This window comes from Pseudomonas sp. p99-361 (genome assembly GCF_003935475.1).
Lineage (GTDB): Bacteria > Pseudomonadota > Gammaproteobacteria > Pseudomonadales > Pseudomonadaceae > Aquipseudomonas > Aquipseudomonas juntendi.
This window is the reverse complement of sequence record NZ_RHQO01000009.1, coordinates 69,946-89,724: the sequence shown is the minus strand read 5'-3', so window position 1 is coordinate 89,724 and position 19,779 is coordinate 69,946. Positions and strand designations below refer to the sequence as shown.

Here is a 19,779-nt window from a genome sequence, read left to right as displayed (position 1 = left end):
TAATGGGCTCTCGTGCTCATTCTTACTCAGCTATATCCCATTGAAAAAATCAGGTTGGGGAGTACGCATGACCGATGAACCAGCGTTTGAGGGTGTTCATTTTCAGGAAATCCTCACAAAAGAGCCGCTGAAAGAAGCAACTTTCCTTTGTCAAGGCTCTAGCAGCATGTTGTTTGAGCGTGGCGACAGACTTTATCGCCTTACTCTCGAAGGATGCGGACACAACTTTCTCGCCCAGCAGTCGGCTGAAGGCAACCGTAATGTTGTCGAGATCATTCACGATTACGGCGCAGTCGGCCCCTCTGACTCTTCACTCCCAGGAAGCGCTAGTGAGTTCTATTGGCTGGCCCAAGTGGAGAGGTTGACGAGCGTAGATGAGACCAGTGAACCTTTACTTGCCGGCATATTGTCGGGGTTGCTCGACGAAAATGATGATTTACCTGCCAATTGCGCGCTTTCTGAACAATGCTGGGCCTTAGCTGACGAGTATCCAGATTTAGCAGGAGTTTTGATAACTCTCGCTAAGTCGGCTGAGTTTGCGGAGCGCCATGAAGGTAACGTCGATGCCAAGCTTGACAACATTATGAGACGACCCGCTACTGGGGATCTGGTCTGGACTGATCCACTTGGTGGGTGCCTTTATGAGCCATAAATCAAAAGAGGGGGCAGTTGCTGAACATCATCCAGTTTACTGGTGCCGCGAAGACCCGAGTCCACAGTAACCGCTACTGGCCGACAACTACCAGTAGCGCACTTGCGGCGTAGGATATCGCGTAATTACTTCTGTCGAGACTGGAGCTAACGCCTGATGAGTGATTCATTGCAAACGACTGTGATCTGCCAGGATCCAGGCGACGGCAGCAGGGACGTCATCATCGATCTCCCGCCGGCCATCCTTGCGCCAATGGACGTCGGTCTTGGTGACTCTTTGAGCATCGAGCTGGTCGATGGATCGATAGTGCTAAAGCCAATCCGAGGCACCGACTCGAAATCCTGAGACTGCTTTCGACCCAATATAGATAGTCCGCCCCAGCAGATTGCGCGCCCATCGAGCGCGCAGGTCAACAGTTACTCACGCGCCTTGCCAGTGGCGACACTATGCAAGGTGCGACTGCATTCAATCTGTAGTCTGTTCCACGACGGCATCGGCAACGGGTGCAGGGACAGGTGCTTTTGACTTCGCACGATTTCGTCGGTCTTGGCTGCGTTGCCGCAAAGCCTGCTGCTTCGCGTACATCGCCTGGGCAGCAGTCACGATGCCGGCTGCCTGTCCACTCAAGTCCAAGCGCGGCGCATTCTCCACCATGCTTGCCCAATATCGAGCTCCTCTGCACCAGGTAGAGATGGCAAGCTTGAGCTGCTCGCGGGTTATCCCGAGCAGCTCCAGGTGTTGTTCGGCATCTTTGAGAATGCCCTCTTTGAGCGGAACCTTGGGGGCCGGATTGACAGGGAACGCCAATGGAAAATGCTTCTGCAGTGGCCAGATCGCTTCCACCGCCGGATCCTGCACACGAGGCTTGGCCTGCGGGGCGGATTTGCGTTTAAGGTGTGTAGTGCTATCGGCCTTTGCCTGCTCATTTTCAGCACACAGGCGGTCACGTAGCCCAGCTAGTTGTTCAAAACCCATCGTTCAATTCACTGCTTCGAGGTTGATTGCGTGTCGCAAGGATATTCCATTCAGCGCTTGGGAGCAGCTGAAACAGGATAAATCGCCGCTGGCTCAGTGGATTTGAGCCTGTGCATTACACCGAACCTCAGCAGCTCGATCTAGTCGCGACATCTTCCAGCCAGCCAATGGCAACCATCAACAATCGGCCACATTCTGTACGTCCGCTTCTGCTCGATTGCTATCTCTCGCGAATGACTGCACGGGTCGATAGCGATCAGTCGCGAATGGTTGCTATCGACCCATTGCTGTCCTTTGCAAAAGGCAGCTAACGGTTATAAGCAGTCATCGCGTCTCTGGGAACGCCGGGGTAACTCACCTTGGAATTTGAGTGCTACTTCGAGTGCTCCCGCAGCCACTGCTCTCGGTGTCGCAGCTTACGCTGCATCTGTTGTTCGGGTAGATCGTATGCTCTGAGGTGGGCAACACGAGTTTCAATCCGATTATTCAGTTCGGTGCGAAGCGCCTGCACACCATACCCGTTTTCGGCATCTCGGATGAAATATGTCCGCTCTTCTTCGAGTGAGACCGCAGAGGTGCGCAACCTGGCAAGCTCACAGGCCAAATCGTCCTGGTCACTTTTCAGGGCCTTTAAGGTCTTACCTGACTCTCTCAGATCGAAAAATTCAGTCCGATCCCGCTTGGTATCTACGATGCGCTGCTTGGTCTGGCCAAATTTCTCACCCATTTGCTCTAGTGCCTTATTCAAGGCATAGATATCACTGTTGGCCTCGTCGATTTCCTCTTTCACCCGCTTGATCTTCTTGATTACGACATCCCGGTCGTTCTTGGCGCTTTGCAATGAATTTTGGCTAATCCCGAAGATCGAGTATTTTGGAATCTCTCGATTTTTTTTCCCCAGCAAAACCCGACTCCGGTTAGCTTGCGCATACCAGCTGTTAATTTCGTCCTGAAGCTCGTGACGTTTTTTATACAGATCTTTTTTCTCCTCGTGCAACTCCTCGATGCTGTCGTACTCGGATGATTTCTTTTCCCTTGTCAGTTGCATTTCACCGCGTAGCCGATCTTTTTCTGCGTACAGGGCCTCGAGTTCAGCGCGATAGTCGCGCTGAAAAAGGCTCACCAGACGCTTGGCATCAGTGACTTTGGGTTGCAGTGCTGCGACCGCACCTTCCAGCCGATCACGATCAGCATTGAACTTTGCAGCCGCCTCATCTTGAACGCGCTTCAGTCGCTCGGCTAGATCCGCCTCCATCACTTGTGTAGGGAATTGATCGTAGGCCTCCGTGACATAGCGGTAGCGCTCTAATTCCTCGAAACGCGGCCAGTCAAGGTGAATGCGAAAATCGCGACTAATTGAGGAAAGCCATTTAAGCATTGAGGGAAAACCACCTTCACCGAGTACGCTGGAGAGATTATTGCGATCATTATCTACCTTCTAGTATGTGCAACGAAAGTGAAGAGCGTGGCTGGATGCCTGCGGCTTGAGCTTGGGGATATTGCTTAAGCGCCTCCACCGGGTCGGTTTACATGGGATGGTCAGGGGGGAGCATCTCTCTGATGTCTATCAAATCCACCACCCCGATGTTACCGGTGGCGCCGACGGTTCGCTGGCTATCTACAGCGTCCAGGAAGACAAAGCCTTCATCGCTGGAATTGCCACGTCGATTGGCTAGGCCGAATGCTTGAGCGAGCAGCTCCAAGAGCTTGAGCAGCGTAAAGTGACTCTCAAGACGACAGTGAACAGTAACAAGCTCATCGAGACACAGGTTCTGGCTGCTGAGTTGGAGTCGGTGGTGAAACTGGTCAATTCAATGTGGCAAGACGTTCGCGAAGGTGTTGAGGAGCAGCAACGGCTGTTTAACGCTCTGCATGGGCTGAGCCTTGCGACTGGTGAGCGTCGGGGCGCCAAGCTCGACGAGCTATGTGCCAGGTATGAAAACACGCAGGTCGAAGGGCTTCTTCGACGATTGTTAGGTTAAGAGGGTTTTATGGAGTACGTGATGAGCATCAGCCGGGCGCGTCGACGTTTTCGTCGAGTGCTCAAGCTCGCAGAGAAAGGTCATACGTTCATTTTGACCCGGCGTGGGAAACCAGTATGTCGGTTGGAGCTCGACGAGTAGGCATTTAGGGCTTTCCAGGGCGTGCCCGTTGGGTCGGCTCTCGTGAACCAAGCCGGCCGCTTCGCTTTCGTCTTGGCCCTCCGGGCTTCGATCCTCACGCCTTGCGCGCTCCGCTTGCACGCGGTACCCGTACCAGATTCAGGTCGAGTAGTTTCGTGGATCATTCAGTCGCGACAAGGCTACAGGCGCCAGCGATTGATCAAGGGGGCTGATTCTTGCCTCATCGCCAGCAGGCCGCTCAAGAACTCGGACAGTTCTTCCCTAGAAAATTGGTACGTAAGCCATGCTCGGCAAAGTCATCTGCCCTACTGTACTTGCCGGTTCGACTCGACACCCTGCTGTGCCCTGAGCGCGACTCCAAACATACCCTTCAGTCGTTCAATGATTCCAGGTTGTCCTGAGTGACGGGCTGCCTCGAGTTTCTGGATCTTTGCGATCATTCTGGCGATGCTTTCCCTTGCGCGCTGCCGACTTCCTGTCCTTTTCATTGGTGCCTCGCAATGGGGTGAATGGCGTCTTGCGAGCTTCACCCTAGCATTTTGGAAAACGACGCGCCTACCCCATCGGACACAATGACTTGTCCTAGCGCGGAGGGGCTGTATATGCATACAGTTTTATTTTCCCTACCGGTAGATTTGATACTCATAGCTCGCTGCCGTCTCATAACTGTCCAGAAAAGGCAGCATAGTTAGCCTGGAAGACCCGTGGTTTGGGGCTTACGAGAAATTATAGGGCTTTGACGGAATGTCCGGTTCCGTGCCCTTCTACCAGCGCCAGCGATGCAAAATCTGCTCAATCGGTATGCGTTTCTCCGTTGCTGATAGGTTAACTGTATAAACATACAGTTATTTTTGATGTGAACCGCTCCTACACGGTCTTACCTGCGCCTTAGCGCCAGCTTGGTTTTCTGGACACTTATACGACTTACACAAACACTGCTGCTCGATCCCTCAGCATCGCACTATGACCAAACAGGTAGGCTCGGGTAACCTCAAGGGAACGAATTTCCAGGACATCTCAATGCCTCTCACTACCATCGCTGAGCTGTTGCAGGAGGCAAGGCACGTTGTCGTTTTCACCGGTGCCGGCGTATCCGCCGAGAGTGGGATCCCAACATTCAGAGATGCATTGACCGGTCTCTGGTCTCGATTCGACCCTGCTCAATTAGCGACAGCCGAAGCGTTCCGTGCGGATCCTGGGCTGTGCTGGGGTTGGTATGAGTGGCGTAGGTTGAAAGTGCTCCAAGCGCAGCCGAATGCAGCTCATCTCGCGATAGCAGAACTCGCTCAGCACGTTCCTAAGCCGACAGTCGTGACCCAGAACGTGGATGACCTGCATGAACGCGCTGGTAGTCAAGACGTGATCCACCTTCATGGCAGCCTTCGCGCCCCCAGGTGCATTGACTGCGGCCATGCGCACGTGACGTCCCTTCCATCTAATGAATTACCCGTGGATGGTTGCCGTCTTGAGCCACCGCGGTGCGCTGAATGTAATGGGTACATCAGGCCTGGAGTGGTCTGGTTCGGAGAGATGCTTCCAGAGTCGGCCTGGAGTGCTGGCCTTACCGCGGCAGGTAACTGTGATCTGTTCTTCTCGATTGGAACATCAGGTGTCGTGTTCCCAGCTGCGGAGCTGCCCTTACGTGCTCTAGGGGCAGGTGCGAGGGTTGTGCATGTCAATCCGGTACGGTTTGAGGTCAGTGGCCAAGAAGTATTTTTGCAGGGGCCTGCCTCTGTTATGCAAGAACTGGTCGAGAGCGCTTTCGGCTGATTCACCTTGGGTTTGAAAGTGGATGCCAGGTCGACTGCATGCCCAGGTCATCCTGTCCCATTCTCGTTGCCCGAGAGGGGCTGATTGCGTTTTTGCGCTCATTCGACTGCGTGATCACGGTACTGACTGATGCCCCAGAGTACGACTGGGAGCTGTTCTGCGAACTTGCGTACAACGAAGGTAAGTGGCCGCAAAACGTGTATCCGGCGCCCACCAACGCGCTCACCCTCGAGCCGCTGAACGACGGGTCAGACCTCCCTCATCATGCCTTGCTAGATGCTCGGATCATCGCAGGTATGTTTGTCACTTAGGCAGCTGAATGGGCACCAACAATGTCTCGTCATCCAAAGCCGTTGGCGATTCTGATCAGGTCGCCAGCATGCTCTCGGGCAATGGCATCAAGCACTTCTTGATTCAAAAAAGTTGGGCGCTCACGAGCCATTTTGAGTTCAAAAGCATCGAGTGGTGGGCTCTGCTCTTTCGCAGATTTTTCACGTGTCATTCAGGGTGCCAATGGCTGAAACGAATCGACGCTACCGGGCAGTAGCCTCTGAGCGACGGTACTATACCCTATGGCAGAGGCCAAGCAATCCACCTTGGTGAGTGCACAAATAACCTTTAAAAAATAAGGTTATTCACATGTTTTTTGGGGGCAAAACAAAGCCGGGGCCTTACAGGCCCGCAAAAAACGACCAGTATTGCTCGGGGAGCGGAGCGAACTGATCTCTGACTTTCCTAGAGAAAATCAGCCCAAAAAATCGGCTTCGCTCAACAGCGAAAATCTAAAAGGCAAAACCGAAAACCTGTTAGCAGGTGTGGTGCATGCCCAATGCGCGGTGGCTGGGACACCGCTGCTTTGCTTTTGACTACAAACTAGAAAGCTCCGGTTTTAAAAATTGATTTCAAGGGGGGGACGAAAAATAATCAAATTCTTCGAATAGAAAGCTTCCGACACCCCACGGAGCGGGCCGCATCGCCCGATCATAGGAGAATGGCTGAGCGCTCCACCTCGCGTTTGAGGTGGTCAGGTATGTTGTTCGCCACGTTCATATCAACCGGTACCCCCAGCATTTCCTCCAACTTCGATTCAAGATCCAAGATGTCGAAGAGAGAGATCTTCCCTGCCCGCTCAGCTGGTATGGTCACAAGGAGGTCGAGGTCGCTGCCCTCCCTGTCTTCACCGCGGCAAACGGAGCCGAATATCCGGACGTCCACGAAACCGTAGGACTCGACAGCTTGCTTAATCTCCTTGGTTTTCCCTTGGATGGCGTCGGATGGTTTCATGCAGGGTCACCTTTCGTACTCTAGGTGCTCAAACGGCGTGTGGTCGTCGACGGGTTTCCGCAATCCTACTACGGCGTCGCGTGTCTAGTGGCGGAGTTACCGATAGGACACCTGTCCAGCGACGCACATCCACCGCTGACTACCTACATACACGAGCCGCTTCTGCTATGTCCGGGCAGACATTGCATTCGCCCGGGCCATGATCAATTCAGAGCTCTACAACAATCTTGCCTACCTGGCTGTTTGACTCCATGTACCGGTGTGCTTCTACGATCTCGTCGAACTTGAACACCTTGCCGACAATTGGACGCAAGCTGCCGTTCTCCAGGCCCTCGGTGATGAACGCCTTGGCCCTGTTCAGCCGAGCCTCATCCTGGGTAACCTCGAAAAGCTGGTAACCGCGGATGGTCAAGTCTTTGCCGAGCAGCTCCATCACTGGCACGCTGATGTCAGACGTCTCTAGTGCGCCGTACTGGAAGAAAATCCCTAGGAAAGACAGTGATCGCAGGATGTTTCCCACCTCAGGGCCACCCACGGGGTCAAAGGCCATGCGTGCACCCTTCCCGTCTGTGATGCGAGCTACAGCGGCGACCAGATCCTCTTCAGCGGTTGCGATCACGTGCACTGCCCCTGCGTCCACAAGAGCCTGGCGCTTCTCCGAGGTACGGGTCAAAGCTACCGGAATGGCGCCAAGGGAATTGGCGATCTGAATAGCTGCCAGCCCCACACTGCTCGATGCAGCCCTGATCAGCACAATCTCACCTTTCTGTAGCTGGCCGATATCCACCAACGCGCCATAAGCGGTGACGTACTTCATCCAGGTAGCAGCAGCTTCTACTGAAGACAGCCCTGCTGGCTGCTTCACCAAGGCATGCGCCGGCGCGACAACGGTTTCGCCGTACATGCCGTAATCCGCAAATGAGAAGGCCGGGATTACATTCACTTCATCACCGACGGCAAACTCGCTCACGCCCTCTCCGACCGATTCAATCGTGCCTGCTGCCTCATAGCCCAGGGCCGCGGGCATGTCGGGAGTAAAGGTATACTGGCCGGAGCGGTACATCGCTTCCGCGCGATTGAGCCCAAGCGCCTTGACCTTGATCTTCACCTCACCTGGGCCTGGAGCCCTGACATCAAGCTCATCAATCTGAAGAACCTCAGGGCCGCCAAGACGGTGGAATCGAACAACCTTAGACATGTCTTTGTTCCTCTTGCGAATGCTCAAAGGGCAAAATTACTGAGCTGCAAGCCGGAGAAAAAGACACGCACGAGTTACAGACTGGTATCCCTGAAATTACCAATCAAGGCTGGTTCAAGCCCTTTTCAGCCATTAGCGACCGCAGCCATACTACGAAGGCATCGACCGCTGGAGGCATCAGCTCGCGGTGGGGGTACAGGATCGAGACACGCTTTGAAGGTACTGGACAGTGCTGCATTACCCGCACCAGCGCGCCGGAATCAAGATGAGCCTGAACATTGAGCGCAGGGCCTTGGATCAGGCCGAACCCCGCCAAGGCTGATGCGACGAAGCCTTGAGTGTCATTCACGTTGATTGCTGACTTGACCCGAACGGTGTGGATTTCTTCACCGTCAACAAACAACCATTCCAGCGTGCGAGGATTGCTGCCGGAGAAGTAGTTGACCGCAAGGTGTTTGCTCAGATCACCTATTTGCTCGGGTACCCCATGTCGCGCCAGATACGCTGGAGAGGCGCACGTCACCATAGGTAGATAGCCAATCCCACTGGCGATCAAGCTGGAATCTTCCAAGGCGCCAAGCCTCACGACGCAATCAACGCCTTCGCTGATGAGGTCGATTGGCTTATCACTGGTACCCAGCGTCAACTCGATCCCAGGATAGCGTTGCTGGAACTCCATCAGTGACGGAATGATGAGCAGGTGGCCCACCGACACCGGCAAGTCAACCCGCAGCTTCCCGATCAATCGCTCTGGACGATCACTCAGCGAAGCCATCGCCTGGCCGACATTGTCGAGGATGGCCTTACACCGATGGTAAAACGCCTCACCTTCTGGGGTCATGCTGAGACTGCGTGTAGACCTGTTGAGCAGTCGTCCATCAAGTCGCTGCTCAAGGAGCTGGATTGTCTTTGACACCGATGGCCGGTGCATGTGAAGTGACTGTGCAGCGTTGGTAAAACTACCCGTCTCCACAACACTCACGAACACTTGCATCGCATTCAGCACATCCATTCATAGCTCCAGGTAGATGCTGCTCAGTTAAGCAGTCGCCTACCATTCAATCACAGTCTGAAGCGTGAAATGCCGTTGTCGCCAGATTGGGAAGATGGGCGATCGCGACAGGATGGCATCCACCTGCTGGGCAGCGGCTTTCTGGAACTAGCGCTAGAGCGTATAGGTTGGACTAACCGCCTTCTAGCGTTCCCACCAATCGTCCTCATCTTTCGCAATCCTGTATCCAGTGAAATAGCTTTCAATCTGGCAGTCGAGAGAAATGGTGGCGGGCGATGTTGACGGGTCTAAGAGCGCGGCTTGCTGGCGCGCCCATTCCGCCCATGCTTCGACCTGGTCAGCTTCTGCCTGGCAGTCTCTGACCACCGCGTCGACAAAAGACCGCAGCCTTTTGGCTTTTTCCCAGTGCTCGAGGTTGCGCACCAAGCGCTTTCGCAGGCGCCGTTGTTGCTCCGACTTGATCGCGTGAGCCTTGCGGATGACTTCCTCCTCCTCGTCGCGGCGCCTTTTCTCTTCCCATTCTTCGCGAGATACCTTGATTCTCTTGGTGAGAGCCTCTAAGCCCGGGATGAAGAGGTGGATTTTGTCCTCAATTCTTCCTGTTTTCGCGTCGGAAAATGTTTTCTGCGGCCCGTAGTCTGGGCTTTCCCTGAGAATCAAGGTGAGCTCTCCAGTAGAGAGAAACTCATACCTAGGCATCCCCATGCGTGAGAGGTCTAGAGTCCAGACTTTTTTCGGCTTTGGGTCTGGTGGCGGCGGTGGCAGCTCTTGCTTCAGCAACCTTTCTCGCAGTGTTACGTAGACCGTTTCTCCGTCGAAGGTAACCGTCGTCTGCTGTTTGAATACGGCCCACCTACAGCCATTGGTCTCGGTGTGCTTGATCAGCGTGTTCAGGAGGATCGCGGCGCGATCGATGAGTGCTGGTGAGATCCTGGTGTTGAGCACGTTGTCTTGCTGGAGCGCCAGCCTTCCTTCAATCGCTTTGGCTTTCTGTGCCGTCTTCCGCCAGCGGTCTACGAGTGGATGTGGATCGACAAGACTGTCAGGGATCGTGACTTTGGGTGGCGGAGGTATTTCCTCGGTTACGGACGCCAGTTTTTCAGGGAACAAGGTGCGGTCTAGCACACGAAATGACACCAGCTCGTTAGAGGTTGGTGGAGCAGGTTTTTTCGGTCGTTTCGTTGCTGGTTTTGCCCAATGGCCGCGGCGAGGGACAGCGATACCCGCCTTTCTGCAGGCTTTACCCAGCGCAACGTCTGAGACACCTATTTCTCGTGCGAGCGTCAGGACAGGTGTCGACCAAACCTTCTCGAAAAGCTCTTGGGCCGGGAAAGAAACTGTCTTGTGCATCTAGCCGTCTCCAAGCAGGTTCTCCAACTTTTGTCCTGCCAAGGTTAGCTCGTTAGCTTCAGCTTGTTCTGAGCTAGGTCTTAGACGCTGACATTCAACTCATGCTCAGCTTGGGAAGCATTGAGCATCGGCCTAGAGGGCTTGCATGGGTGAAGGACACTTTGCTAGTTTAATCTGCAGGGTTTGCCGTGAACCTCCCTGCTGCGTGGGAAATCTCGGTTCTTCGGTTACCACATAACTCCCTGTGGCCGGCTCAGCAAGCAGCATGTTCAGCGAAGTGCGTATGCGCTATCAAGGCCATGACAGTGGAGTCATGCGACCATGTTTACCACCGAATTCATTCTCAGCGCCTTCAAATCAATGGAGGTTGCCGATGTCCCACAGCACCTCACTCACGCCCAAACCCTTGAGTTCAAAGCGAAGCTGCTAGGATTCGCCCACTATCATCATTTCAAAACAAACCTCGAAAAAGCACCAGCAGACACAGCCGCTCACATCCATGACGCGATCATGCGAAAAATCTGTGCTGCTCGGCTTCCACATCCGCAGGCTAGCCATGTCCGAATGGTCGCCGATGATGATGACGATGTAGGTTTCGATTCTTACTGGATTGGATGGGATGAGCGAGGCGATGAAGTCCGTGAGGCGAGGACTGGGTTTGGTAGGTCTCGGATAGAGGCGTTTCGTACGCGCAACCCTCAACCGCTCTACCTTCTCAGCGATGCCCAAGAACTGATCGCATGGCTTAGGTATTGGCACTCAAGTGCAGCCGTGCCAGTTGAATTGGCCAAAGAATTTTTCCCGGACATTTTTGATCAGAAGCACCTCGTGGCAGAAAACCCTCCCCACGAGCTGATCGACGAAAAGGTCAAAGCTGACATGCTGCGCCGCGGACTGAAACGCTAAGCTCGAGATTGAGTGCGGCAAGGAAGGGGGGCGATCCCCCTTCCTCTCGCAGATCATCAGCGTCAAATCTGTGCCTGCCCCCCGTCTACGAACAGTTCAGCTCCGTTTACGAAGCTTGAGTCATCGCTTGCGAGGAACACTGCGGCGTTGGCAATCTCGATGGGCTCTCCGACTCGCCCCAATGGTACTTGCGAAGCCAAGTAGTCGAGCAGACCTTGCTGTTGTTCTGCATCTGGGCCAGCCAAGTCGACCAGGCCGGGAGTGCGAGTCGCGCCCGGACTGAGGGTGTTGACCCTTACTGCGCGATCCATGAGATCCAGAATCCAACTACGAGCAAAGGCGCGGACAGCGGCCTTCGATGCTGAGTACACGCTGAACGCTGCGGTACCCGAGCTTCCAGCGGTAGAACCCGTAAGAATGATCGATGCGTTATGCGCCAGCAGTGGCAGCGCTTTCTGAACAGTGAACAGCACGCCCTTCACGTTACGGTCAAAGGTATCGTCGTAGTGGGCCTCGGTGATCTCGCCCAAAGGCAGCATGGAACCACCGCCGGCGTTGGCGAGCAACACGTCGAGCCGCCCATGGTTCTGATTGATGCGGGCGTACAGGGCATCCAGCTGTTCGAGCTTCGTGGAGTCAACGGCAATACCGGTGGCATTGCCCACCAGCTCCACCGCTTTGTCCAATTCAGCCTGGCGGCGGCCGGTGATGTAAACGTGGGCGCCCTCTTCAGCAAAGCGTTTAGCAGTGGCCAGGCCGATGCCGGTAGTGCCGCCAGTAACCAGTGCGATTTTGCCTTCAAGTTTTTTGCTCATGATGTTTCTCCCGTTGAGGTTGTGATCGGTGTGGGAGAAGCGTATCGACCGCAGACTTTTTTCAAAATAGAATCATTTGAAAGACATCATTGCAGATTTGAAATGCCAAGGATTCCGGATTTTGAAGGACTGGCTATGTTCGCCAAAGTGGCTGAAGAGGGCTCTTACGCGGCGGCCGCCAGGGCCATGGGTGTGTCGGTACCTACGGTGTCTCGGGCGGTTGCACGCTTAGAGGAGCGCCTTGGCGGTCGTCTGTTTAACCGGACATCACGCCAACTCTCTATGACCGAGTTTGGCCAGCGCATGGTTGATCAAGCGAGTGCGTTGTATCGCCAGGCTGAGGAAATGGAAAGCGAAGCTCAGGAGCTATCTGTGCAGCCGCGGGGATTGGTGCGTTTAGCCGTACCAATGTCGTTCGGCTTGCGTTGGGTCGCGCCGTTGCTTCCCGAGTTACTGGAGCGTTACCCAGGACTTGAGCTGGATCTACACCTATCGGATTCAACAGTCGACCTGGTAGCTGATGGTTTCGATGCCGCATTGCGGATCGCTGCCCTCCCCGATTCCTCACTGGTTGCCCGACGGATTTGTTCAGTAACCCAGTACTTGGTAGCAGCCCCGTCGTACCTGGCTCGGCATGGCCATCCAAGTCATCCACGTGATTTGGTTGCTCATGCGTGCATGAGCTACGCCTATCGAGCGCGCAGTCAGGTATGGCGCTTCACCCACGGTGATGGCGGCGAGCAGGATGTAACACCGCGCGGCCCGCTACGTGTCACCAACTCCGATGCATTGGTCGAGCCTTTGCTGGCGGGGATTGCGATAGCTGAGCTTCCGGAGTTCATCGTCGCCGAATACCTAGCCGATGGACGTCTACAGCACATACTGCCTGAGTGGCGCATGACGCAAGGCGGTCTGTATTTCGTAACGCCATCAGCACGTGCACGGCCGAGAAAAGTTCAGGCCCTTTCTGATTTCTTTGCGGAACACCTTTCAAGCCCAGCCTGGCGGTAGTCAGTCCCAAGCAGGCGCTGGGGGGATTTTGTCAGAAGCTGTCGTAAGGAGTACATGTGTACTCCTTTGTCGGCTACCTCATCCAACTCGATTGTCTGAGCTACTCCGTTGAGCCATCCGTGTCGGATGAGTGAATTGCCCGTGGTTCCCTAGCCACCTCCAAGCCACATTCGTAAGGCCCGTTATACAAACAGAATATAGAAGGCCTAGCAACGATCCAGCCGGCCTCTTCGAGCCCGAAGCAGCGATTGGCCTACCCCCGAATTGGGGCGCGGCGCCGGCGATCAGTCCGCACTTCAGCCCATGGCAAGCGGAACTCCTCCAACGCCGATACACTCCCAGAATACCTGCCCTCGCCTATTGATTGAAAGGGTTAGAAAGAGCTTGCTGGGAGATTGTGGGAAATCAGTTCATCGTCACATTAAGGCTATTGCACCCCTGAGATCCCAAGGGAATCGTCATCGCTGGGTCGGCGAACAGATCCATCTGAATGCAGTAGAGCATCAAGCCATCTCCCTCCGAGGTCGAGTACATAGTCTCAAAATAGCTCTTGGCATAGACCTCGAAGCGTTCAGTGTCTATGTCCTTGGCGATGTCCTCACTCACGCGCCAGGTGCGGCTGGAGACGCTATAGGCCCTTGTCGCCGAGGCCAGACGCTCAAAGCTGCTGGTGCCAGGGCCACGCACTAAGCCTGGATTGCCAACGTTTCTAAACATGGCAGCAGGAAAAGGCCCGCTGGTTCTACCGATATCGCTGACGAGAAACGAGTGATTATCGAAGTCATAGTCTCCGAAACGGATCGACGTGTTTCCTGTCATGAGCTTTGGTGGAGCTTTCGCGAACTTCATCTGGTAGCGAGTGAAAGCCTCCTCTGCAGCCACACGATTCTCAGTTGAGCGCCGGTTGGCTTCAAATTTATCCTTTGGCTTTTCCTGTCCAGACTCCAGGAAAGTCTTGTACTCCTTCTCGAATTCAAATCTTTGGTACTTTTTCGCCAGACCAGCAGTGACCAGAATGCGATTTTGTGGATCGTAGATATCCATCGCCTCAGCTTTTTCCTGGACGCTAAGCTCCTTGGATTCGAACGGCAGTACTGGTAGCTTCGCAACTACGGAAGCGTTATAGGCGTACCGATTTCGTTCCTCTACGTGAGACAGGTATTTATTCGTCAGCACAACAACTACCACTGCTGCACTGGCGCCGACCACTTGCTTTTTCGTAATTTTTCTCATGCTGTCCTTCGCACAACGAGACCTTGCATTGACCAAGGTACGAGATTTTACGCGATTTCAAAGCGCCATCATCATATGAGGATTGCCGCAACTGCAAGGGCTGGAGCGGCAATGCGTTCGCCCTGCACATGCTGCGCGCCGCCTCATCAGTTCATGTGGCAGGCGCTCCAGCTCAGTACCCGTTACACCATTTGCCTGAGCCTGGTGATAACGTTTCATCGCGTCAACTGCACGGTGTACATGGGTAGGCAGTGGGTTGCCCAGCCGAATGCGTACGAGGCTCCCCCAGTACTCAACATTTGCTCGGTCGTGGGGAGTCCTTCAAGACCGCAGCTGGAGTCCAGGGCCCAAACGACGCATTACCAACCTACCCTCGCTTGCGAAGGATGCGCTTCGCCGTTGGCTCATTTCTGACGATGAGCAGTTCGGAATCCAGAACTGTGCGCGAAATAAATGCAAGCGTACGAAGCGTAGGCTGGCCATCGATTGCCCGCGCGACCTCATCTGGATTGACCGACTTGTGCCCGATGAGGCGCCGGCTTCTGCTTTTACGAAGCGCATCGACGATCAACTGACCAAGTTGGCGAATCCCGCCCTCATCCAGATCCCGGGTGGCTCGTTGATCCCGGGAGGTACCTAGAAGATCACTCATCATGTGGGTTTTGACTTGCGATGGGTCATCCGAACATCGGTAGGCCACAGGGTGGCTATTGAACACGACGTAGTGCTCATCATCATCAGGCAGCACGCCTATATCATTGGGGCGGAACCCTAACGAGTTGTCGACGATCTGCTTCGACAGGTAATGCGTGTTGAGCTCGGCGCTTAGATGGAACGCAGGGGCCACGTAATAGACTTCGTTGCCCGTGCTTTCCAGTTCCAGTAACAAATCATGCTGCGCGGAATGCCTTAACGCATGGAGGTGCCAACGGTAGTAGGCGCCCCCCATCAGGTTGTATTCCTTGCAGTTCGTGCGCTCCAAGCGATGGCTCAGCTTGAACTGCAGAAACAGTGGCGATCCGAAAGGAATCTTGACGTCGTAGCCACCACCCGGTTTTCCCTCCTTCTGCAGTGAAGGAAACTCGGGGGCAGCCACAACATGAGCGCCAGGCGCTGTGATCAGCTCGTTGGTGAAAGCGAAGCCGTAGGAAAACTCAGACATCTCAGGTTTCATTGTTGCGGCATCCTTGCTGTTGTTCATTCATGGCGAAGAATTTGGTTTTGCTGTCTGCATAGTGGCGGTGGACGACTAAGGGGCAGGCGCTGACGCTGCAAGCTCCAGAATCGACCAGCCAGCTTTTTCAAGCGCCACCCTTCGCTTTTCCCCTGCAGCACCCTCCCCCAATGAACTCTGGCGTATGGCCAAGCACAGCATGTGCGACGGACGGGTCATCCCCACGTACATCAGCATCATGTCCTTCTTCGCTGTTTCCTGAGGCCTCTTGGCAGCTGCTTTTTTGCCCTCTAGATATGGCATGAGTTTCTGGATGAAGTGGCTGCCCCTAAAGGTCTCCAAGATTATCGTCGCTGCGTGTGTCTTGCCCTTTTCCGAGTGAATGGATGACATCCGGATATCGACGCCGGCGGAGACATCCTGGAAACGGTAGGTGTTTACAAGGGATCCCCCTGTTTCTCCGGCTTCGGTGGCAACCGGAGCCGGCTCATAAGCAAGGTATTGGCGGCCCAGGATTTCAGCTGCCACACCCTCAGAATCATAGAGCGCGGCAGCCAGCGCCATGAGTTTCGGTGCGATGACCTTGACCCAGTCCTGCTGAGTGATTTCGGACGGCACAAACAGCATCTGCTGGAGACACTCGCGGTACCGAGCGAAGGCTTCGGGCTTGGTCGTGAATTTCTCATGTACAGCGGCTTGGTGCCGACCTCGTATCTGAACTAGGCTACGAGGGAAAGCCAACTCACCGAGGTTGATCAGACACGAGGCCAGAAGCTCAACGGCTGAATTGGCCGTGGGCTCCTTCATCGCATAGCGGCGCGCGATATGTGCGCCCTCGGCAAACGTGCGGGGCTTGAACGACGTCTTGGTCGTGTCAGACCGATAGGATGGCCAATAATGCTCCAAGGCTTTCGGGTACTGGTTGGGCTTGAAGTTCTCAAGCCGATGCACGGCGCCGACGGCGAACACACCCTTCTCGCGGATATCTTCCGGTAGATGTTTCAGCACCAGCTTGCCGAATTCGTCCAGCACTCCGGTTGCATCCTTGTCCGGAAAGACGATGATCGTGTTCGGGATGGTGCTGGGTTCGCCTTCAGCCCGCAGCCCTTTCAAGCCATCTGTGATCGGGACATAGGCAAACGGGTTGGCAATCGACGCAATGGCCTGATCAAAGCGGAAGCTGCTGGCGATCTCCAACTGACGCTTTGGGTCAGGGAACGGATCCGACTGTGGTGTCTTCTTCTCGAAGATTTCCTGGTTTGGGTCGCCAACGCGGATGACGCGAACATCTGGGTCATCGTGGGGGAAAACCCGTTGCAGTATGCCCGCCTGGTCAGGTTGGGTGTCCTGCATCTCATCGATCAACACGCACGGGAAGCGCAGACGCAATGCGCCGCCCACAGCTGGCTCTTGGTCGAGTAAGGCGTGGCCCAGCACGAACACTTCATCGAAGCAGAAATAACCTGCCTTGGCAGCGCCGCTCAGCGATTTCACCACACTTTTGTAGGTGGCGGTGTGTGGCGCAAAACCGATTTCTTCATCCCCCAGTGGATGATCGAAATCAGCAGACCGGACTCGCAAGCTGTGGAGGCTTTTGTGCTTCATCTCAAAGGCCGTCTTAGCACCAAAATGCTCGCTATCCGTCAGCTTTCTTCGGCGTGCCTTATGCGTGAGGTCATCGTCAATGGCCTGCAGTGCAATCCCTTTCGAGCGCAGCCATGGTGAAGCCAAGAATCGTCCGGCGAAACCATGGATGGTGTCGATATAGTGAGGGAAGCGCAGCAGCCGTTGACCTACTTCCGTACCGCCGAGGCGTTTCTCGATCTCTTCCCTGGCCGCGTTGGTGTGTGAAAGCACGCAGATACCCTGCATACGGCTCTTCCAATGGCGAGCCAGGATGGCCAATTTCGCCACGACCAGGGTCGTTTTGCCGCTCCCCGGGCAAGCCGCTACATCGATGGTATCCATGGATTTCAAGAAATCACGACGAGGCTCGTCCAGCGTTTCCAGCCCCATGAGCTTGATGACCCAATCCACATCGGCATCAGTGATGGGGGCAACCAGTTGGCTAAGCGTCATTCGGCGACCTCTTCCAGCGGATCAGCTGAGCCTGCCGGTGCTGCCGACACCACGAGAGTGTGAGCCGGGCTGGAGGTTGTGGTCAGTGCGGCACCTCCGGTTGCGTACTCGATCGCGTGGACAACATAAGTGGGCAGCAGCCCACGCAGCGTCGTGGCGTCCAGGGTTTTGTTTTCAAACCGCTGGTCGATCAAATCGATCAGGTGCTGGGCTGCGATCGCTTTAGAAGCTCTTTTGAACAGTTTGTAGATCGCGGAACACCTTGCATCCTCGGTGGCATAGGTCGTCTGGATCTTGTCGAAAGCTGTTCGCGCCTTCTTCAGCAGCGTGACCTTGGTCTCCTTGCCTTCGTCGATCTTTTCCTCATTGATGGCCAGGTATGCGGCATGGTGGACTTCCTTCGAAAGCCCCTTGAACGCCAGGTCGTACTCAAGCGTCCAGTGATCCGCAACGAATGTGCGCACACATTGCCCGTCACTTTCTGCTCGCTTGTCGCGGTGATCCTTGAGTCCTTTTTCAAGGTCAAGCGGTGTGGCACCGAAGTCTTTCATCGCGCGCCAGCGTCGATCGGCTTTGTCTGGCCATGCAGCCCCTTTTACTCCCTTTAGACTCAAAATCTCGGGGGCACAGTCCGGCATCACGTCCATGTCCGTAATGCAGGCTGTAGGCACGGATATCTCGCCCTTGGAGGTGTCTTTTCGCTGCAGGATTTTCGAGTAGCGCCGCAAACCAACACCGCCCACGTTGATGATCGATACGCCATGCTTGGTGAGATCTTTGCCAAGTCGCCGAGCGAGCGACGGCAACAGAATGGCTTCGGCATCGCCTTCTACGACCAGCAATCCCTTGGCGAAGAACAGACCCGCTTTGGTCGCGTCTAGGAAGCGGCTGAGGAAGCGATAGTCGTCAGGAGCAAGGCAGGTTTGCTCTTCTGCAAGGGAGAACGCCTGCTGCCGCTGCATCAGAACCAGGTTCTGCAACGGAATTTTCGAACTCAGGTTGGGGCTGTGCGTGGTCAATATGACTTGAACCTGCCTCAAGCCTGTAGCTGGCTGAGCCGCAGCCTCAAGAAACTCCATCAACTGGAGCTGGCGCTGAGGATGTAGGTGCGCTTCTGGCTCTTCGATGAGGAGCAACGGAAGTCCGTCGGGCTCCTTACCGAGCAGCAGTAGCTCACAGGCCATGAACAGCACGTTGTTCGAGCCCAGCCCATAAACGCCGCGGGCTTGACCTGTGGCGTGATCCAACAGCCCCAGCTCCAAACGCTCCAGGATCTGTTTGAGTTTGGCGGGATCCGTTCCCGCCTCCCCGAAACCAATGCGACTTGTCAGTGGCTGGCCAGCAAGGGAGAGCGGACGCAGGTAGGTGTCGTTGATTTCCTTCTGCGCGGAGACGATGGCGCCGTGGCTGTTCACCAGATGGCGAAGATAGTCGCCCATACCTGCAATACTGAGGGCCTCAGCGTCAGCAAGGTCAGCTGGAAGCGCCGCAGGATCAAAGGCGCTGCCGGCGTCAATATTCGGGAAACTACTGAGTACTTGAGACAGGCGGGAGTTTCTGCCCGGCGACATCTCTCGTTCTGCGTCGCGCAGCGGTTTTAGGTACGCGGTGGCCAGTAGTTGCCGTACACCCACGTCCAAGGACGGGCCTTCTCCGTTTTCACCCGAACGAATCGAGATGTCGACCCATTTACGAGTCGAGGCAGAGGCAACGATGCGGCGAGCCGACCAGTGAACGTAGAGCCTCCCAACACCATCCTTGTAGGTCACGTACTCAGCGAAAGCGCCGAGTTCCGCGGAGCTCAGTCCTTCCAGCGTACACCTGAGAGTGATGGCTTCCGCCTGGGTGCCATCGCTGGCGATGTGAAAGTCCTCGATCTGAAGCCTCAGATACTCAGCATCACGTGTCTGCAGTACGTAGCGAATCGCATCGATGACTGCGGTTTTGCCCGCATCGTTTTCACCTACGAGGGCAGTCACCCCTTCGTTGAACTGGATGTTCAACGCATGACCGCCTTGGCCGAACTGGCGGAAGTTTTCGATTTTCAAAGCCGAAAGATGCACAGCGCTGCCCTCACCTGATTCAGTGGCAGGGAGAGGGTTGCTGAGCGTCAACCTGGCCGACACCATCCCTCCCTGGATGTGCTAGCTATATGCCATGAAAAATCCACTGGGGCTAGACGATTCGACCGGTTCCT

General features: G+C 55.1%; 19 protein-coding genes. 7 read left to right on the top strand and 12 right to left on the bottom strand.

Going from position 1 to position 19,779, the window contains the following annotated elements; genetic code table 11:
• Positions 1 to 67: 67 nt before the first annotated feature.
• Both EGJ22_RS06380 and EGJ22_RS06375 read left to right on the top strand, forming a co-directional pair.
• Positions 68 to 652 carry a hypothetical protein gene (locus EGJ22_RS06380; protein ID WP_029886615.1) on the top strand — a complete coding sequence of 195 codons (585 nt, stop codon included), beginning with the start codon at positions 68 to 70 and terminating at the stop codon, positions 650 to 652.
• Positions 653 to 808: 156 nt separating this feature from the next.
• On the top strand, positions 809 to 997 hold the full coding sequence (locus EGJ22_RS06375; protein ID WP_029886614.1) for an AbrB/MazE/SpoVT family DNA-binding domain-containing protein: 189 nt from the start codon (positions 809 to 811) through the stop codon (positions 995 to 997).
• A 120-nt stretch (positions 998 to 1,117) separates the two neighbouring features.
• On the opposite strand, the gene EGJ22_RS06370 is transcribed toward EGJ22_RS06375, so the two are convergent.
• Both EGJ22_RS06370 and EGJ22_RS06365 read right to left on the bottom strand, forming a co-directional pair.
• Positions 1,118 to 1,627 carry a ProQ/FinO family protein gene (locus EGJ22_RS06370; RefSeq protein WP_029886613.1) on the bottom strand — a complete coding sequence of 170 codons (510 nt, stop codon included), beginning with the start codon at positions 1,625 to 1,627 and terminating at the stop codon, positions 1,118 to 1,120.
• 373 nt (positions 1,628 to 2,000) lie between these two features.
• Entirely contained in the window at positions 2,001 to 3,005 is a 1,005-nt protein-coding gene (locus tag EGJ22_RS06365; RefSeq protein ID WP_029886612.1) for a hypothetical protein, read from the bottom strand.
• A gap of 307 nt (positions 3,006 to 3,312) precedes the next feature.
• On the opposite strand from EGJ22_RS06365, the gene EGJ22_RS06360 reads away from it, so the two are divergent.
• The 3 genes from EGJ22_RS06360 (at position 3,313) to EGJ22_RS06350 (ending at position 5,520) form a co-directional block, all read left to right on the top strand.
• On the top strand, positions 3,313 to 3,609 hold the full coding sequence (locus EGJ22_RS06360; protein ID WP_050492218.1) for a hypothetical protein: 297 nt from the start codon (positions 3,313 to 3,315) through the stop codon (positions 3,607 to 3,609).
• A gap of 9 nt (positions 3,610 to 3,618) precedes the next feature.
• Positions 3,619 to 3,750: a type II toxin-antitoxin system prevent-host-death family antitoxin gene (locus EGJ22_RS26870; protein WP_080709233.1), complete on the top strand. Its 132-nt coding sequence runs from the start codon at positions 3,619 to 3,621 to the stop codon at positions 3,748 to 3,750.
• 1,020 nt (positions 3,751 to 4,770) lie between these two features.
• Positions 4,771 to 5,520 carry an NAD-dependent deacylase gene (locus tag EGJ22_RS06350; RefSeq protein WP_029888084.1) on the top strand — a complete coding sequence of 250 codons (750 nt, stop codon included), beginning with the start codon at positions 4,771 to 4,773 and terminating at the stop codon, positions 5,518 to 5,520.
• Between the two features lie 340 nt (positions 5,521 to 5,860).
• On the opposite strand, the gene EGJ22_RS26075 is transcribed toward EGJ22_RS06350, so the two are convergent.
• The 5 genes from EGJ22_RS26075 to EGJ22_RS06330 all read right to left on the bottom strand — a co-directional run bounded on the left by EGJ22_RS26075 (position 5,861) and on the right by EGJ22_RS06330 (position 10,364).
• The gene (locus EGJ22_RS26075) at positions 5,861 to 6,022 is read right to left on the bottom strand and encodes a hypothetical protein (protein ID WP_172828438.1); all 162 of its coding nucleotides are present in this window, start codon (positions 6,020 to 6,022) and stop codon (positions 5,861 to 5,863) included.
• A 479-nt stretch (positions 6,023 to 6,501) separates the two neighbouring features.
• The gene (locus EGJ22_RS06345; RefSeq protein ID WP_029886784.1) at positions 6,502 to 6,804 is read right to left on the bottom strand and encodes a nucleotidyltransferase family protein; all 303 of its coding nucleotides are present in this window, start codon (positions 6,802 to 6,804) and stop codon (positions 6,502 to 6,504) included.
• A 208-nt stretch (positions 6,805 to 7,012) separates the two neighbouring features.
• Complete coding sequence (locus EGJ22_RS06340; protein WP_029886785.1) at positions 7,013 to 8,002, bottom strand: zinc-dependent alcohol dehydrogenase family protein; 990 nt, start codon at positions 8,000 to 8,002, stop codon at positions 7,013 to 7,015.
• A gap of 103 nt (positions 8,003 to 8,105) precedes the next feature.
• The gene (locus EGJ22_RS06335; protein WP_029886786.1) at positions 8,106 to 9,014 is read right to left on the bottom strand and encodes a LysR family transcriptional regulator; all 909 of its coding nucleotides are present in this window, start codon (positions 9,012 to 9,014) and stop codon (positions 8,106 to 8,108) included.
• 183 nt (positions 9,015 to 9,197) lie between these two features.
• Positions 9,198 to 10,364, bottom strand: coding sequence for a hypothetical protein (locus EGJ22_RS06330; RefSeq protein ID WP_029886787.1), 1,167 nt, complete (start codon positions 10,362 to 10,364; stop codon positions 9,198 to 9,200).
• 321 nt (positions 10,365 to 10,685) lie between these two features.
• Here EGJ22_RS06330 and EGJ22_RS06325 point away from each other — a divergent pair, with 321 nt between their 5' ends.
• A complete protein-coding gene (locus EGJ22_RS06325) occupies positions 10,686 to 11,270 on the top strand; it encodes a hypothetical protein (protein WP_029886788.1) in 585 nt (194 codons plus the stop codon).
• 62 nt (positions 11,271 to 11,332) lie between these two features.
• On the opposite strand, the gene EGJ22_RS06320 is transcribed toward EGJ22_RS06325, so the two are convergent.
• The gene (locus EGJ22_RS06320) at positions 11,333 to 12,085 is read right to left on the bottom strand and encodes an SDR family NAD(P)-dependent oxidoreductase (protein WP_029886789.1); all 753 of its coding nucleotides are present in this window, start codon (positions 12,083 to 12,085) and stop codon (positions 11,333 to 11,335) included.
• Between the two features lie 102 nt (positions 12,086 to 12,187).
• On the opposite strand from EGJ22_RS06320, the gene EGJ22_RS06315 reads away from it, so the two are divergent.
• Positions 12,188 to 13,096, top strand: a complete 909-nt coding sequence (locus EGJ22_RS06315; protein WP_029886790.1) for a LysR family transcriptional regulator — start codon at positions 12,188 to 12,190, stop codon at positions 13,094 to 13,096.
• Between the two features lie 405 nt (positions 13,097 to 13,501).
• Here EGJ22_RS06315 and EGJ22_RS06310 read toward each other — a convergent pair whose 3' ends face one another.
• The 4 genes from EGJ22_RS06310 to EGJ22_RS06295 all read right to left on the bottom strand — a co-directional run bounded on the left by EGJ22_RS06310 (position 13,502) and on the right by EGJ22_RS06295 (position 19,696).
• Positions 13,502 to 14,329, bottom strand: coding sequence for a hypothetical protein (locus tag EGJ22_RS06310; RefSeq protein WP_029886791.1), 828 nt, complete (start codon positions 14,327 to 14,329; stop codon positions 13,502 to 13,504).
• A gap of 367 nt (positions 14,330 to 14,696) precedes the next feature.
• Positions 14,697 to 15,503, bottom strand: a complete 807-nt coding sequence (locus tag EGJ22_RS06305) for a hypothetical protein (protein WP_029886792.1) — start codon at positions 15,501 to 15,503, stop codon at positions 14,697 to 14,699.
• 75 nt (positions 15,504 to 15,578) lie between these two features.
• Positions 15,579 to 17,582: a UvrD-helicase domain-containing protein gene (locus EGJ22_RS06300; protein WP_029886793.1), complete on the bottom strand. Its 2,004-nt coding sequence runs from the start codon at positions 17,580 to 17,582 to the stop codon at positions 15,579 to 15,581.
• Positions 17,579 to 19,696: an ATP-dependent endonuclease gene (locus EGJ22_RS06295; RefSeq protein ID WP_223809656.1), complete on the bottom strand. Its 2,118-nt coding sequence runs from the start codon at positions 19,694 to 19,696 to the stop codon at positions 17,579 to 17,581. The genes EGJ22_RS06300 and EGJ22_RS06295 overlap by 4 nt, the downstream gene beginning before the upstream one ends.
• Between the last annotated feature and the right edge of the window lie 83 nt (positions 19,697 to 19,779).